Origin of the sequence: Erwinia mallotivora (assembly GCF_000590885.1) — a bacterium.
GTDB classification, from domain to species: domain Bacteria; phylum Pseudomonadota; class Gammaproteobacteria; order Enterobacterales; family Enterobacteriaceae; genus Erwinia; species Erwinia mallotivora.
Window position 1 is genome coordinate 123,198 of the sequence record NZ_JFHN01000018.1, and the last position, 14,938, is coordinate 138,135.

Annotated in this window: 16 protein-coding genes; 9 read left to right on the plus strand and 7 right to left on the minus strand. The window is 52.9% G+C overall.

Features of this window, described 5'->3' with window-relative positions; all coding sequences use genetic code 11:
* Nucleotides 1-153: 153 nt before the first annotated feature.
* The gene (locus BG55_RS21655; RefSeq protein WP_034933683.1) at nucleotides 154-600 is read right to left on the minus strand and encodes a lysozyme inhibitor LprI family protein; all 447 of its coding nucleotides are present in this window, start codon (nucleotides 598-600) and stop codon (nucleotides 154-156) included.
* A complete protein-coding gene (locus BG55_RS01800) occupies nucleotides 597-1,523 on the minus strand; it encodes a DUF8812 domain-containing protein (RefSeq protein WP_235192695.1) in 927 nt (308 codons plus the stop codon). The genes BG55_RS21655 and BG55_RS01800 overlap by 4 nt, the downstream gene beginning before the upstream one ends.
* Before the next feature lie 704 nt (nucleotides 1,524-2,227).
* Between BG55_RS01800 and BG55_RS01815 the strand changes: the two genes are divergently transcribed.
* Both BG55_RS01815 and BG55_RS01820 read left to right on the plus strand, forming a co-directional pair.
* Complete coding sequence (locus BG55_RS01815; protein WP_152542583.1) at nucleotides 2,228-2,452, plus strand: hypothetical protein; 225 nt, start codon at nucleotides 2,228-2,230, stop codon at nucleotides 2,450-2,452.
* 89 nt (nucleotides 2,453-2,541) lie between these two features.
* Entirely contained in the window at nucleotides 2,542-3,579 is a 1,038-nt protein-coding gene (locus BG55_RS01820) for an acyltransferase (RefSeq protein WP_034933695.1), read from the plus strand.
* A 73-nt stretch (nucleotides 3,580-3,652) separates the two neighbouring features.
* On the opposite strand, the gene BG55_RS01825 is transcribed toward BG55_RS01820, so the two are convergent.
* Together BG55_RS01825 and BG55_RS01830 are read right to left on the minus strand one after the other, a co-directional pair.
* A complete protein-coding gene (locus tag BG55_RS01825; RefSeq protein ID WP_034933699.1) occupies nucleotides 3,653-3,883 on the minus strand; it encodes a hypothetical protein in 231 nt (76 codons plus the stop codon).
* A gap of 64 nt (nucleotides 3,884-3,947) precedes the next feature.
* Entirely contained in the window at nucleotides 3,948-4,535 is a 588-nt protein-coding gene (locus tag BG55_RS01830) for a class I SAM-dependent methyltransferase (RefSeq protein ID WP_034933702.1), read from the minus strand.
* 559 nt (nucleotides 4,536-5,094) lie between these two features.
* Between BG55_RS01830 and yjbE the strand changes: the two genes are divergently transcribed.
* Both yjbE and BG55_RS01840 read left to right on the plus strand, forming a co-directional pair.
* The gene (gene yjbE, locus BG55_RS01835) at nucleotides 5,095-5,346 is read left to right on the plus strand and encodes an exopolysaccharide production protein YjbE (protein WP_034933705.1); all 252 of its coding nucleotides are present in this window, start codon (nucleotides 5,095-5,097) and stop codon (nucleotides 5,344-5,346) included.
* A 206-nt stretch (nucleotides 5,347-5,552) separates the two neighbouring features.
* Complete coding sequence (locus BG55_RS01840) at nucleotides 5,553-5,753, plus strand: hypothetical protein (RefSeq protein WP_034933708.1); 201 nt, start codon at nucleotides 5,553-5,555, stop codon at nucleotides 5,751-5,753.
* A 153-nt stretch (nucleotides 5,754-5,906) separates the two neighbouring features.
* Here the strand turns inward: BG55_RS01840 and BG55_RS01845 are convergent, their stop codons facing one another.
* Nucleotides 5,907-7,055 carry a Gfo/Idh/MocA family protein gene (locus BG55_RS01845; protein ID WP_034933712.1) on the minus strand — a complete coding sequence of 383 codons (1,149 nt, stop codon included), beginning with the start codon at nucleotides 7,053-7,055 and terminating at the stop codon, nucleotides 5,907-5,909.
* Between the two features lie 309 nt (nucleotides 7,056-7,364).
* On the opposite strand from BG55_RS01845, the gene BG55_RS01850 reads away from it, so the two are divergent.
* Both BG55_RS01850 and BG55_RS01855 read left to right on the plus strand, forming a co-directional pair.
* Nucleotides 7,365-8,228: a glucosamine kinase nucleotide-binding domain-containing protein gene (locus BG55_RS01850; protein WP_034933715.1), complete on the plus strand. Its 864-nt coding sequence runs from the start codon at nucleotides 7,365-7,367 to the stop codon at nucleotides 8,226-8,228.
* A gap of 67 nt (nucleotides 8,229-8,295) precedes the next feature.
* Nucleotides 8,296-9,402, plus strand: a complete 1,107-nt coding sequence (locus BG55_RS01855; protein WP_034933719.1) for an ROK family transcriptional regulator — start codon at nucleotides 8,296-8,298, stop codon at nucleotides 9,400-9,402.
* Nucleotide 9,403: 1 nt separating this feature from the next.
* Here the strand turns inward: BG55_RS01855 and BG55_RS01860 are convergent, their stop codons facing one another.
* A complete protein-coding gene (locus BG55_RS01860) occupies nucleotides 9,404-10,495 on the minus strand; it encodes an ABC transporter ATP-binding protein (protein ID WP_034933723.1) in 1,092 nt (363 codons plus the stop codon).
* A gap of 7 nt (nucleotides 10,496-10,502) precedes the next feature.
* Nucleotides 10,503-11,108: a GNAT family N-acetyltransferase gene (locus BG55_RS01865; RefSeq protein WP_034933725.1), complete on the minus strand. Its 606-nt coding sequence runs from the start codon at nucleotides 11,106-11,108 to the stop codon at nucleotides 10,503-10,505.
* A 582-nt stretch (nucleotides 11,109-11,690) separates the two neighbouring features.
* On the opposite strand from BG55_RS01865, the gene BG55_RS01875 reads away from it, so the two are divergent.
* The 3 genes from BG55_RS01875 (at nucleotide 11,691) to BG55_RS01885 (ending at nucleotide 14,746) form a co-directional block, all read left to right on the plus strand.
* The gene (locus BG55_RS01875) at nucleotides 11,691-12,995 is read left to right on the plus strand and encodes an extracellular solute-binding protein (protein WP_034933959.1); all 1,305 of its coding nucleotides are present in this window, start codon (nucleotides 11,691-11,693) and stop codon (nucleotides 12,993-12,995) included.
* 63 nt (nucleotides 12,996-13,058) lie between these two features.
* Entirely contained in the window at nucleotides 13,059-13,931 is an 873-nt protein-coding gene (locus tag BG55_RS01880; RefSeq protein WP_034933732.1) for a carbohydrate ABC transporter permease, read from the plus strand.
* Nucleotides 13,931-14,746 carry a carbohydrate ABC transporter permease gene (locus BG55_RS01885; protein WP_034933734.1) on the plus strand — a complete coding sequence of 272 codons (816 nt, stop codon included), beginning with the start codon at nucleotides 13,931-13,933 and terminating at the stop codon, nucleotides 14,744-14,746. Before BG55_RS01880 ends, BG55_RS01885 begins: the two co-directional genes overlap by 1 nt.
* Nucleotides 14,747-14,938: the final 192 nt, after the last annotated feature.

Here is a 14,938-nt window from a genome sequence, read left to right on the forward strand (position 1 = left end):
CCTGCATAGCCGTCATCATCCGGACCTCTATCCTGTACCTGCCCTGTAAGGGAAAGGGCTCTCTTATGGCAGGGCACAGATGCAAAATAAAACAGCCGCCCGCTAATACGACGTCGGGCGGTGGATGAAAAACGTTTCCTTGCTGGCAGATGCTCAGCGAGCAGCAGGAAGTCCCATAAGATGAATCTCTTCCTCGTGTCGCTTGTTCAGGTTAATTTCGCACTGGTCAATAAAGGATTGATAATCATAAGCGTCTTCATCAAGCTCGGTCGCCACCGCAAGGCACATCTTTTTGCGGTACTGCTTCCATATTTTCTGTGCCATCAAAAAACGTTTACTGTACATATCACCCGATGTTACCGGGATATTCTCTACGCCATTAAACGGGCCAGGGTTATTAGCTTTAATTCGTTTATCCGTTTCTGAAATTAAAGCATCCAGATGAGTTTCACTCTCCTGCTTTGCCTTTGAAAGACAATCATTTTGTTGGACCGGTTCACTATATTGCCTGAAGCACGTCTGCCCTTCCGTGCTCTCGAACAAGGCGGCCATTGCTGATGAAGAAAAGAGGAAAAGGACCGTCAATTTTAATAATTTCATTTCAGATACCTTAACCTTTTTCGCTGTTGTTCATATCTCATCAAATTCATGTCGTTTCTTATAAAAAATGCCAGCGCTTTTTTGCCATTGATCGCTGCCCTGATGAGATCTGGCGCACTGTGCACTCCCTGATAAAAAATATCGACAACCACGTCTCTGACTTTCCTGTCCAGCGCATGCCATGATGGGGCGCCGGGCACACTCCTTGCCACTTTGCCGTACAGACTGCGCGCCTGAGCAAGTTTGGCCTTATAGGCAATCGAAAACAGCTGTACCTGCTGTTGATGGCTGATCTCCCCCACCAGTGGTCCGTACACCTGCACAAACTCTCTGGCCGGACGGCTCTTCAGGTGCGCTGCCTTCGAGCAAATCACCGCTTTGTACTCCTCGATTCCCGCCTGCATGAGCGTGGCATGAATCTCACCTCGACTCCTTCTTCCCATGTCATAACCCCGACCGAGCGTGACGCCCGAATTACCCATCGGCGGGCTGTGCAGCACGCGCGAAAAAAAGGGATAGTGCGACTGCCTGAAGGGTGCCACGGCGGTGAGATAGTCCACACCCTCTGCGTCAAAGGTTATCTGGCCTTCGTGCACGTGAAGCGGGCCAATGGTATTGCGTGGCCGCCAGTGAGGGCTGAGCGCCCTGCTGACAGCCTGCATAAAAAATGTATCCACCGGCATCACCAGCCCGGTGGGCGAGAGCGTCAGCAGCCGCTGATACCAGCGGATCGCCTCAATGGTACCCTGCCCGCACCGCCCGTCAACGATGAGGCGTCGTCCGGTGGACAGCGGGTAACCCGCGTCTGAAATCATCTGCTGGAGTTTTTTGACGTCGGCAGGCGCATTGCTGCCACAGGCCCCCACCGACGAAGAAAGACGTCCGGGGTAGATTGCCCCTTGCGCCATAGTGTGTCCTTTCATATTCGTTCCCTCCTGTGGAATTTCATTTTTGACCAGTAAGATAGCGCCAGCGGCTGGGCTGAATGGGGAATGAACAGATGCACCAGTAGCCGGATGAGCGTTGTCTCAGAAAATGATTGCAATACAGGTTAATAACCGTTCACAACCAAAAAACTGAAAGGTGATTTTTACAGAATAAAAAAAGCCTCTGTCTGATTCAGGGTCCTGACTCTCATTTTTTATCTGCCGCTGTACAAATGACCGCAGTAACTTAAAATTCACCGCGACCAATCTGCGGTAAAACATTTGCCCGGGTTGTCCTGTCTGACATTAACGTTCAGGTACAGTGAACGGCTGAAAAAAGCCTCACCGGTAATACAGAATTATCTGGTAATTACAGCCTGACTTAACTCAAATGGCCTGAAAATTTGGCAGTTTCTTCCTTCGAAGTCGATTCGCACAGCAATTAACGGAACATCAGCCCTGCCAATAAAACCATCTCTATCAATAGATTGAGAAAAATCCCGCGTCTTTAACAGCAGAAAATCCGCGCCCAGGAGTAAATAACCAGCCATGTTGAATTTACTCCCAGTTTATTCCGATATTGCAGCACGGACCTTGCAGCAAGCCCGGTGCTGGCGCTACCGTTAAGCCTCTGACTGGCAGCGCCGATAAAAAAGGAACGCCAGATAACTTCACTGCTGGTTATGTCGATGATGAAAGGAATGAATAAGCGGATTTCGCTGGTCGCCATGATTATTTTTACCGGCACGGTGATGCCGGTACAGGCTGAAAAAACCACGGTTGCGTTATCTCAGGAACAGGATGGCGGCACGGCAGGACGTGCCTGTATGTATATTCACCAGGGCAAAGCGGAATATGTGATGGTGCAGCCTGACGCTGTCTGTCCGGCCAGCGTCACGCTGGATGTGACAACATCGAGTACATAATGCTTTTTTCGCGCCTCAAGATACGTCACTGCGGCGGAGTATGTTACCTTTAGCCTGTTGACAATTAATCTGACAGGCTGCGGCAAAGCATGATAGTGACAAGGACTCAGGCGTTTAAAACAATCAATCTTAAACTGCTCACTCTGTTAGCGACATTTCTGGTCATTCTGTTGCATACGGCAGCCGTTCCCTTCAGCTATTTTCACCTGGCGTGGTCGGTCTCCGTCACCTATGAAGTACTGGGACGTATCGCTTTTCCACTTTATTTACTGATTGCGGGCTATCACTCATTAAATAAAAATGAATCGTTGCTCAGCACCCTGAAAAAACGGGTGATGAATCTGGTTATTCCACTGATTGTCTGGTCGGCCATCTATCTTTTCTACAATCAACGAATTAATGCCAACACGCAAGCCATCAGTTTTCTGGAGCTGTTCAGTAAGCCCGCTTATCCACATCTCTGGTTTATCTATACCCTGATCTTGTTGTATCTGGTGACACCGCTGTTAAATACGTTTATTCAGAATGGCAGCCGACAACGAATTAATTATACTCTCGCCGTCTGGTTTGCCCTGGCATCGGTTTATATGCTGTTTGATAATGTCAAAATCAACCTGCTGGAAAGTCAGCCTATCCCCTCTCCCAGTAATATTGATAAAGTTATTTATCTTTCCGGATTTTATATTATTGGTGGCGTGGTCAGACGTTTTAACATTAATCCGAAAGTAACCATTTCGACTATTATCTTTATTATCTCAACCGTACTGACGGCGGTGATGACCTACTCGTTATCCATCAGCACTTTCGCACCTAATCGGGTTTTTCTGTTTTATTCCGCCCCCACGCTGGTGGTGGTCTCTTTATCCTGTTTTTTTATGCTGCTTAATGCCGAATTTCGCTGGAAAAAATGGGTGTTTAATCTGGTTCGCAGCCTGTCGAGGCTGAGCCTGGGAATTTTCTTTGTGCACATTATCGTGCTGGAGACAATTTTGTCGTTTCTGAGGATTAACTTCGAGGGATACTATTCGGCCCTGACCATTCCGCTGGTCGCACTGGCCTGTTTTGTCATCTCGGCCGCCATCGTCTGGCTACTGCGGCTGATACCGTTGCTACGCAAAATAACCTGATATTGCAGCTACAGGCACGGCCACGTTAGCGGTGACCGTGCTCCCGGCAATATGGCCGGCTTGCCACAGAACGTTAAAAGGTCGCAACAGCAAACCTGTGTGGCTGATTAATTGCCTTCCGGGCAATCCAGTAAAGCAAGATGCGTTCTTCATCGTTATCCTGATCGGCCATCGCTAACAGCTTATGAGCCAGCGTGGCTTTATTAACCGGCTGTCCGGTAACGCTGAGATCAACCACCGCTTTGCCAATAATGGTGCAGACTTCTTCCTCATTTGATACGGGTAAATCGGTTTCAGTGCTCATCTTCTCCTCCTGTTATGGATAAAAACTAAGCCTGGCAAAGATACCGGAGATTGCCATCTCAAAGTCAGCTACCGTCTCCAGCCTGCTGTGGGAGATTATCCAGAGAATGACAGCGGTAGACCCAGGCAGGCGGCAGATTGCGCAGTACGCGAGTCCGGTTCCAGGCAAAGTAGCCGGAGAGTAACGGTTCAGAGAGCGAGGTGTACTGAAACTGTACAAATACGCCCTGCGGGCTAAGCAGTGAGGCGGCACGGGATAAAATGCCATGCCTGACCGAATGAGGCAGCGACAACAGCGGCAGGCCGGAAAAAATCGCGTCATAGTGTCCACTGAGCGTCTCAGCCGAGTCTCCTGTCACCTCAAGCCGCGCATCGTTAATTTCCTGCAACTGGGTGTGGAAACGCGGATTGGTTTCAAATGCCAGCAATGAGGCATCGGGTCGCATCCGGGCCAACAGATGGCGGGTCAGCACGCCATCCCCCGCGCCCAGCTCTGCGATGTGCTGACAGCGGTTCCAGTCCACCGCATCAGACATCGTGGTGCACAACGACATTGATGAAGGTGCAATAGTGCCTGTTTTTCGTGGTTCGGAGATGAATTCCTGCAAATAACCGGTCTTATCTTTAATCCAGGAAAACGCCGTTAATAACATACAGTCACCCCTGACGAGAAATAATCACTCCAGTAGGCCACAAGAAACTTAACGAGTTCTTAAAACCTGACGTGGAAGGAGAAAAATTAAGATTATTCGCATACGTTGCCGCCGTCTGGTGGGATGACATTCACATTCCCTTACAGACAATAATATTGTCACACAGCTGAGCCTGATGCGTTATAAAGGTTTACTCACCCGACTGAAGCAGAAAAATAGCGCCAGCGTTTAATCTGAAAAACAGCATTGCACTCAACTCATTCCTGGCGCTTATTTCAGGCCAGCGGGTTATTTTCCTCTCTGGCAAAGTACGCTCTCCGACATTAAGATAATTCCGCAATTTTTTCGTCCTGAAGCCAGCCGGTCATCTGCTCCTCTGTCCTGCGAATTCCCGTCAACCGACGAGCCGTTAAAATTATTTAAAAATAAGTGGCACTGTTTATCGCTCAACATAATCAGACCTGCAATAAATCCTGCTTTATCACCCTGTTTTAAATGTAAAAAATTAAAACTATTCTCCCTGACGAGTTTTCCGGAAACCATTTGGGGATGAATAAAAATGAAAAGAATAAGTGCGTCTTTGTTGTTACTGATCGCCACAGGCACCAGCACGGTGTATGCCGCACCGGCCAGCGGAGAAGCAGCCGGAAGTGCAGCCACTACCCTCGCTGAGGGTAACTCCAATGCCATGGGTTTGGGGGGGATCGCGGCACTTCTCGGTGTGGCGCTGGCAACGATGGGAGGCGGTGGCGACGGCGATGGTTCAACCACCACCACCAGTACCAGCACCACCACCAGTACGCAGCATTGAGTATTTTGCGATAACACGCACCTGCACCGGCCTCATCTTAATCGATGGCCGGATAGCGGTCCCTGCCACTGCCGCAGTGCATCATCAGCGGCTGAAAGTGGCAGGAACACCAGGCGCTGAAACGCGGCCATCTGGCTTGATAAAACCCCGCCGCTCCGCTTATCACCTATACTTGGGTCTGGTCTGGTACGTCAACGGAGTGAGCTATGTTGATTGGCTTCGTATTACTCGTCAGCGCATGTGGTCACGATGCCTGTGACGCCCTGCCCGTATCCGAACATCTTTTTCCCACCCGTGCCGCCTGCCAGCGCATTGCCGATCGTATCCATGAAAGGCGTCCAGGCGCGGTACTGATGTGCGGTGAAGTCTGGCGCAATCAGGGCAGTGAAGAAACAAGAGTCAACTGACAGGCGCGTCAGCGGCTTTTTTCTCTCCCTTCGCCGCCACAAAAGCGGGAGTATAAAAAGAATCTCCAGCGGACATTTACTCCATCACCGCGATGACGAAGCGCAGCAAAAATCGCTGTCGGGACAGTCATACCGCAGACGGCCGGGGTGATTTTATCGCCCCAGGCAGGCATCAAAAGCCGCCCAGCTGTCGCTCAGATCAATGACCGTGCGCGATTTACGCGCCTGATCGATTTTAATTGCCGTCAGACCGGCTTCCAGCGCATCAATTACTGACACCTTTAGCGGTGAGCCGGTTTTAATATGCCTGACAATCTCCGCCGCCATTAACGCATCTGCGCCATAGTGACCATCATAGGCATTTCCCTCGTACCGGGTGGATACCGTTTTCTCCCCGGTGCGGGCATCGTGTACCTGGAAATAGTTACGGACAAAATCCCCTTCGGCCATGCCGTCTGTGCCCATCACACAAAAGCGGCGGAACTCGTCCGGGACATTGAGATTGGCATGGAATGCCAGCGTCGCGCCGCCGCTGTACTCCACGATGGCGGTCTGGTAATCAACAATATCAGCATCACTGTCAAACACCGCATCCGTTGACGACCAGCCACTGGGTTTGACGTGGTACAGGGTTGAGTCAGCGGTCACCTCTCCCTGCGGCGCGTGCTGTGGCGTAAAAGATTTACGACCACCAAAACTGGCAACGCGCACGGGCCGCTCAGCCATCAGCCCCTGATACAGATCGATATCATGGCAACATTTTTCAAGGATATAAGGCCCGGCATAGCGCTCATAACGACGCCAGTCGCGCATGAAGAAGGCGCCATGATAAGGCTTGATGTGTTCAGTGGCTTCAATGGAGGTAATTTCCCCCAGCTGGTTTTGCGCTTTCGCCTGGAGCAAATCGTGGTACAGCGGCGAATAGCGTAACACCAGCCCAACAAGGATATTCTGTTCACCGTACTGTGCCACCAGTTTTGCCAGCGCCAGGGTCTGTGGTTCATCTACCACCACCGGTTTTTCGGTGAAAACACGCACACCGGCTTCCAGACCGGCCTGGATATGCTCCAGATGCAGATAGTTGGGAGAGCCGACCATCAGCAGATCAAAACCGCCAGCAGACAGCATCTCATCCAGCGAGGCAAATGCTTTTCCTGCGGGAATACCGAATTTTTCCAGCCCCGGCAGCCCGGCCGGAGCGGGATCAACATAGCCGACAACAGTGAAATCCGGGTCTGCCTTTTTAAACTCATTTACCACGTTAGAGAGACGAAAGCCCAGCCCGACGATAGCTACTTTCATATTGGCCCCTGCCTGAGTGATTCAGGCTACATTACTGGTTGTCACCGTCAGAGTGCAGATTCAGTCCGACGCGCCTGTGTTATTATTCAGCACCAACTTATTACGCCAGAAAAACTAATGTCAACAATCAAAGCCAACACCAAAAAAGATAAAAACATTAAACTACTGATTTATATAAATTTAGTTTAAATTAAATCTTCCATATTTATTTGTTATTGCGATTTAAGTTTTTTTAACTTATCGTAGCGACTCGCTCATACAAGCCCGTTATTTCGTGGATTACGCACCAGCGCCGGTCACGGGAGGATCATGCAACCTGAATTTTTGATCGGCGTCGATGGCGGAGGAACACACTGCCGTGCCCGCCTCGCCGCCGCTGATGGCACCGTGCTGGCCGAATGTAAAAGTGGGGCCGCGAATGTTTATTCCGACTTTGACACCGCGCTACTGACGCTCAACGCGCTGTTTGAGCAAACCCTCAGGGCTACCGGCCTGACATCCGCTATCTGGAAGAAAACCCGTGCCGTGCTGGGACTGGCCGGTGCCAATGTGCCTTCGGTCATCACCCGCCTGCATCAGATCCCTTTCCCCTTCGCCCGCGTGACGCTGCTGTCAGACGTGGAAATTGCCTGTATCGGCGCACACGGTGGTGAGCCGGGCGCGGTGCTGATTGCCGGAACCGGTAGCCAGGGCGTGGTGTGGGATGGTGCAGATTTCCGGCATATCGGCGGCTGGGGCTTTGCCCTTTCCGATCAGGGCTCCGGGGCGATTCTTGGACAGCGTCTGATACGCAAATCGTTACAGGCCCATGAAGGCTTGATCCCTTCCAGCCCGCTGACCACTCAGGTTATGGGCCACTTCAGTCACTCGCCTGACGTGCTTCTGTGCTGGAGCAAGTCCGCCACGCCGGGCGACTGGGGGCAATTTTCGCCATGGGCCTTTGACGCCGCCCGGCAGGGGGATCCCCTGGCGGAATCGCTGATTGCCGAAACGGCTGCGGAGATTGCGCAGATGGCCGATGTCCTGACCGGCAACGGTCAGTGGCCGCTGGCGCTGATGGGGGGGCTGGCAGCGCCGGTACTTCCCTGGCTTTCGCAGGCGCTGCGCGAGAAAATCGTCCCGGCGCGCAACGATGCGTTGTCAGGCGCATTGCAACTGGCGCGGCGCTGCTGATGCTACCCGGCGGCCGCAACTGCGGCACAGGCTGCCGCTAACTTTTTCGTTGAGACACCCTCCGGATATGATGGCTCCAAACGTTACCGCACGCATTCTGCGGCTTATAGTTGAAAACGCACCGGTCAGTCAGTCCGATTTGAAAGTGCGTAGTGGACTGAGTATGTCCACCGTTTCTCAGGCAACTAACCGCCTGCTGAGCCTCGGTATCATCGAGGAAAAAGGGCTTAAGCGTGTTTCGATGGGGCGTCCCAAAACGCTGCTCGGCCTGAACCCGGACTATGCCACCGTGGTCGGTATCCAGCTGAATGCCGAGCGCAACCTGATTGTGCTGACCGATTTGACCGGCAACCTGATTGGCGAGCAGCAGATCCCCTCCGGCGAGCTGACGCCAGCACAGCTGAGCGACGCGCTGGCTCGTTTTCTCAAAACCGTCAATGACAAACGCGTGGCGGCAATCGGTCTGGCGCTTGCCGGACTGGTCGATCCCACCACCGGCCACTGCCTGCGTTCCACGGTGTTGAACTGGCAGTACGTGGCTATTGCTTCATTACTTGAACAGCGCTTTGCTATCCCGGTTTATATTGAAAATGATGCGAATGCACTGGCGCTGGCTACGCTGGTTTTTGGTCAGTTGGGCAACGCGCAATCGGCAGTTATCGCCACCTACGGCAAGGGGATTGGTGCGGGAATTATTCTGGAGCGCACGCTGTATCGCGGACGGACCGGCACGGCGGGAGAAATTGGCAATGCGCTGCTGAGCAACGGCTCCACGCTGGAAGAAGTGGCCTCATCTAAGGCTATTTTACGCATTCTGCAAGAGGCGGGGGAAACGCCGGTGCCAAACCTACAGGCGCTGGACACGCATCCGTCATCGCTGGCACTGGAAGTTATGGCAACGGCCGGACAGCAGCTGGGGATTTCACTGGCAAATCTCGCCGTGGCTTACGACCCCGATATTATTTATCTGGCGATGGAGCCTCAGATGGCTTCACGTATTCTGCTCGATCACATCAGCCAGAGCTTCCGCGAATATCGCCTGAAACTGACGCCACAGGTGACCCCGTTGCAGTTTCTGACTGACTCAAACCGCATGTGGGCACTGGGTGCCGCAGGCTTCGCGGTGAACCGGCTGATTGATGTGCTGTCGGCAGAGGCAGACAGTGAAACCTGAATTAACGCACGCGCTGGCCCTGCCTGCCAAACAGCAGGCAGTGCGCCGGGTTAAGCGCCAGTTGCATCCTTTCCCCCACTGCCACCTCATCCATCTGCCTGGCTTCGATCACCAGCAGGTTTTCACCGCCACAATCCAGATAGAGATAGCTGGTATGCCCCAGTCGTTCGGCATACGACAGCCTGGCGGAAAAAATATCATCCGGATTCGCCCCTGCCGCTGCGGCAAAGTGCTCTGGTCGGATGCCCAGCGTCAGCTGTTGACCGGATTGCAATGGCTGCTGCACCGGCAGGCTTAGCGACGTCAGATTCAGCTCCGGCACCGACAGCTGGACCCTGCCTGACGAAGCAGCAACTACCTGCGCGCGAAGGAAATTCATTTTGGGAGAACCAATAAAACCTGCAACAAACTGATTATCCGGGTCATGATAAAGCGCCAGCGGGGCACCCACCTGCTCAATCTGCCCCTGACGCAGCACCACTATCCGGTCGGCCAGGGTCATCGCCTCCAGCTGATCGTGGGTGACATAAATCATGGTGTTGCCCAGGCTCTCGTGCAGTTTCGCAATCTCAATGCGCATTTGCAGCCGCAGCTCTGCATCCAGATTGGAAAGCGGCTCGTCAAACAGGAAAATGTCCGGCTGGCGGATAATGGCCCGACCTATTGCCACGCGCTGCCGCTGACCGCCGGAGAGGGCTCTTGGCAGCCTGTCCAGCAGTTCGGTCAGGTGCAGCTTCTCAGCGGTGGCGGCAATCTGGCGTTCAATTTCTGCCTTCGGGCGCTTTGCCACTTCCAGTGGATAAGCCAGATTGCCTTTTACCGACATATTGGGATAGAGCGCATAGGACTGAAAAACCATCGCAATACCGCGCTCGGTGGCAGGCTGATGTGTCATATCTTTAACGTTGATCAGCAGCTTACCCTGGCTTATCTCTTCCAACCCGGCAATCATTCTCAGCAGCGTTGACTTGCCACAGCCCGACGGGCCGACAAAGACAATAAATTCACCCTTCGCAATCTGCAAATCGATGCCGTGGATCACGTTGACATGGTCGTAAGACTTTTTGACGTTGCTTAATTGCAGTGTGCCCATAGCGCCCTCAGTTCAGATCCTGCCCCATATAGATGGCATTGCTGCGAAATAAAAAATGGAAACCCAGACGCTGATAAAAAGCGGTGACCGGCTCATTTTGTAAGCTGATACCAACGTAAACCCCTTTCACCCCGGCGGCTTTCAGCGCGGCCAGTTGCTGTACAACCAGCCGCCGTCCCCAGCCACCGCGCTGTGCCTCCGGCAGCAGGTTAATGTGCAGATGGGCTGGAAAAGGCGTGGTCAGCGCCTCCGACGCCGTTTCGGGATGACGTACGGAATCCAGAATTTTGCTGTCCAGCGCCGCAACCGGCTGACGTTCGCTTAAGCGCTCCGCCTGCTGCGGCCACCACGCCTGCGCCAGCCGCCGCTCGAAGGCCACGGTATCCGGCGCGGCAACCACATAGCCCACCACCTTCTGTTCCTTTTCCAGTACAAAAGCAAAGTCCGGGGCAAAGCGGGCGTAAGGGACGGCAAAACGCAGGCCGGGATAGTGCGGATCGGAATAGAGTTCGCTGGCATCTTTGCCCGCATCGGCGGTTTTCAGGCAGATTTCATACAGCGCGTCTGTATCGCTGGCCATTGCCTGACGAATACGTCCTTCAGCAAAAGTCATTATCAGCACCCATCACATGGTGATTAACAAGTCACCAACTTAAATAAAAGCGACTTAGTTTTCAACATAAAATAATTAGCTCAACGGGCAGGCAACTGCTGATTATTCTGTCAGGGATCACAGTCTGAAAATTTACGCCGCGCTCGTGGCGGGCTGAAAAGCCAGCGCAGCGACGAAACGGCCATTTTTCGCCATCAACAGCCAGTAAAAATTCACTTCCCTTCGGGTGACATACTATTTTCATATGACCATTCAGCAGCTTAGAAAGAGCATAAACGTAAGCTGCCGGACAGAGTGAATCACCACCGGCCATCACCTTCAGGCGGTCATCCGGCAATTTTCCAGGATTTAACGCTGTAAAAATACCTTATTCTGGTTTTTATTGCGGGCGTGGCGCGTTGTTAATCTTGCCAGGGTGATGTTTGACTTTATTTAATCATTAAAGTAAGTATGAATGAAGGCTGTCAGTTACGCCCTCATACAACCTGCGGGAGAGTCGGTTGTTACCCTGAAAGGATGCGCCACTGATGCTGGAGAAACAGATCCATGTTCACTGCTGCCAGGCTTTCCCGTCATTCCCGCATGTCCCTTTCCCGTCCGGTGCTGTCGTTGTTGGCAGGCGCTTTACTGAGCACGCTGTTCCCGGCTCAGGCGGCCACCACGCTGGCCGAATGGGATATTTACAACTATCCCGCCCAGACCAGCGCCGTAGACGAAGCCATTAAAGCGTTCACCGCCAGCAATCCCGGCGTGACCATTGAACGCTCGGTGCACTCTTTTGATGACACCCGCATCCCACTGAAACTTTCCCTCAACTCCGGTGATGGTCCGCAGATTGCTCAGGTTAATCAGGGCGGAGGCGATATGGGCGCACTGGTGAAAGAGAAGCTGCTGATCCCGCTGGATGATTATGCAAAACAGTACGGCTGGACCACCCGCTTTCCTGATTCAATTCTGAAACGTAACCGCTGGTCAGATAAACAGGAATTCGGCAGCGGTAAGCTTTACGGCGTTGCCAGCCTGGGGGAAATGGTGGGGCTTTATTACAACAAGGCATTACTGGATAAAGCGGGGATCGCTCCGCCGAAAACATGGTCGGAATTCGAAGCCGCCCTGGCAAAACTGAAAGAACAGGGAACGCCGCCGCTGATGCTGGGCCTGCTTGACGGTTCAGCAGGACAGCAGATGCTGACCACGCTGTGGCAGGGCCAGATCCCCAGTAGCGACCGTAAAGGGATGGATGATTTGATCTATGACGTTGGCGGCACGTTTAAAGACGCCAGATTACAAAAAGCCGCCGGGGTGATGCAGGAATGGAACCATAAGGGCTACTTCTTCCCTGGTTTCCAGGGGATTGGTAAAGATGATGCCGCCACCCTGTTCCAGAGCGGGCAGGCGGCCTTTTTTGTCAGTGGTACCTGGTATATGGGGCAATTTAAAGAGAATAAGGACATTCATTTCGCCGCCTTCCCTCCGGCTGATGGCGTAAAAGAACCCTTAATGGTCGGGGGCACCGACCTGCCTTTCTCCATTACCCTGACGGCAAAAACCAAAGCACAACAGGATGCGGCGGCAAAATATATCGACTATATCGTTTCCGACCAGATGGCAGAGAAGTGGCTGAAGGCCGGTTTCCTGCCCGCCAGCGCCAACAAGAACGCCCGCCTGCCTGCGGATAACCCTCTGCTGGCTGATGTTTACAACGTCTGGACTGCGGTGAACCAGCATGACGGTCTCGGTCATTACGTTGACTGGGCCACACCAACGATGGGCGATGCGCTGAACGAAAACGTGCAGCTGCTGCTGGCGGATAAGCAGACGCCACAGCAGATGAGTGAAAAACTGGATGCTAACTATCAGCAGTATCTCACCAGCCTGAAAAAATAATCTCCAGGCCCGGCGCACGGCGTCCGGGCGCTTTATTCCGCAGTATGCAGGGAGAACATCGCCATGCTCAATAAATCACCACTGCAGAATGCCCTGTATATTTTGCCCGCCTTACTGGTCTATGCGCTTTTTTTGCTGTTCCCGCTGCTGGTATCCGTCGGCGTCAGCCTGACCTCATGGGACGGGGCCACGCGCCCAATATTTATTGGTCTGGACAATTTCGTGCAGATGTTCCGCGACCCGGTGTTCTGGATATCGATCAAAAACAACGCGCTGTTGATGCTGTTTTATACCCTGATCCCGCTCTGTATTGGCCTGTTGCTTTGCAGTTTTCTTAATGACACCCGTAACCCCCGCGAGCGCAGCGTTTTGCGCATTCTGTTTTTTCTGCCTTACATCATGCCGATGGCCGTACTGGGGGTGGTATGGCGCTGGCTGTATAACCCGGCGTTTGGCCCCATTGACCATTTTTTCCGTGCCGTCGGCCTGCCGCAGTTCGCCCTCTCATGGCTGGGGGATTTTAACTGGGCCTTACCGGCGGTGGGTCTGGTCGCGACCTGGTATTTTTTTGGTTTTTGCCTGGTGCTGTTTATGTCGGGCATCCAGCGAATGGATCCCTCCCTGCTCGAAGCCGCCGATCTTGATGGTTCGTCACGCCGGCAGAAATTTATCCGCATCACCCTGCCGGGCCTGCGCCCTGAAATCCGCGTGGCGCTGCTGCTGACGGTGATTTCCAGCCTGAAAGCCTTTGATCTGGTCTATGTGATGACCCACGGCGGGCCGGGCAACTCCACGCTGGTCACCAATTTATATATGTATCAACAGGGCTTCGATCTGCGCCACTACGGCTATGCGTCGGCGGTGGCGATAGTCGGCATGCTGCTGGTCTTTACCATTAACAGCATTATTCATTTTGCTATCAGGGAGCGTTACTGATGCGGGGAAATTCGCTTATTTCGCGGGCGGTTATCTGGTTTGTCGCCATTGCCACGGTTCTGCCGTTTCTGATGGCGCTGCTGACGTCGTTTAAAACCCAGAGTGAGCTGTTTGCCGGTGTGTTTACCCTGCCCTCTCAGCTGAGTATGGCCAACTATCTCTCCGCCTGGCAGGAAGGCCACTTTCGCACCTATTTCCTTAACTCGGTGCTGGTGGTGTTTCCGGTGGTGATCGCCAGCATTGGGCTGGGCATTTTATCGGGATTTGGCTTCGCTTTTTTACGTGTCCCTGGCAAACGGGTTTTTGCCGCGCTGATGGCGCTGGGTATGGTGCTGCCCGGCGAAGCTTTTATCATTCCGCTGTATCACCAGTTGCACTGGATGGGTCTGACCAACACGTATCTGGCGCTGATCCTGCCGCAGGTTGCGCTGTCACTGCCGTTTACCACGCTGATGATTGCCACCGCCTTCCAGCAGGTGCCCAAAGAACTGGTGGAAGCCGCAGTGATGGACGGCGCAAAACGCTGGCGGATTTTGTGGCGACTGCTGGTTCCGGCCATTGTGCCCACGCTGACCACGCTGGCGCTGTTACTGTTTATCTGGACGTGGAATGAATTTCTTATCCCGTTGATTCTGGTCAACAAAGACGAACTGCGCACGCTGCCGATCGGTATGATGTTTTTCCAGAACAAAAATACGGTAAATATCCCGGTGCTGATGGCCGGTGCCATGATTGTGATCCTGCCTTTGGTGGCCGTGTTTCTGGTCTTTCAACGCAAATTTATCAGCGGCGTGACTGAAGGCGCGGTGAAATAAGTAACTAAATTAATACATTTACTTCCCCGCCGCCTTTTTATCCGCCGCCCGCTCTTTTTCATCACCAAATTTCCCGGTCAGCGGTAGCAAAGGCCGGGAAAACCGCTTAAAACATTTATCTCTCCGCTCAGGATAGCCAATTTAATAATATAAATATCAACTCATTAATAAAAAAAAGTTTGCGCTGAGCTT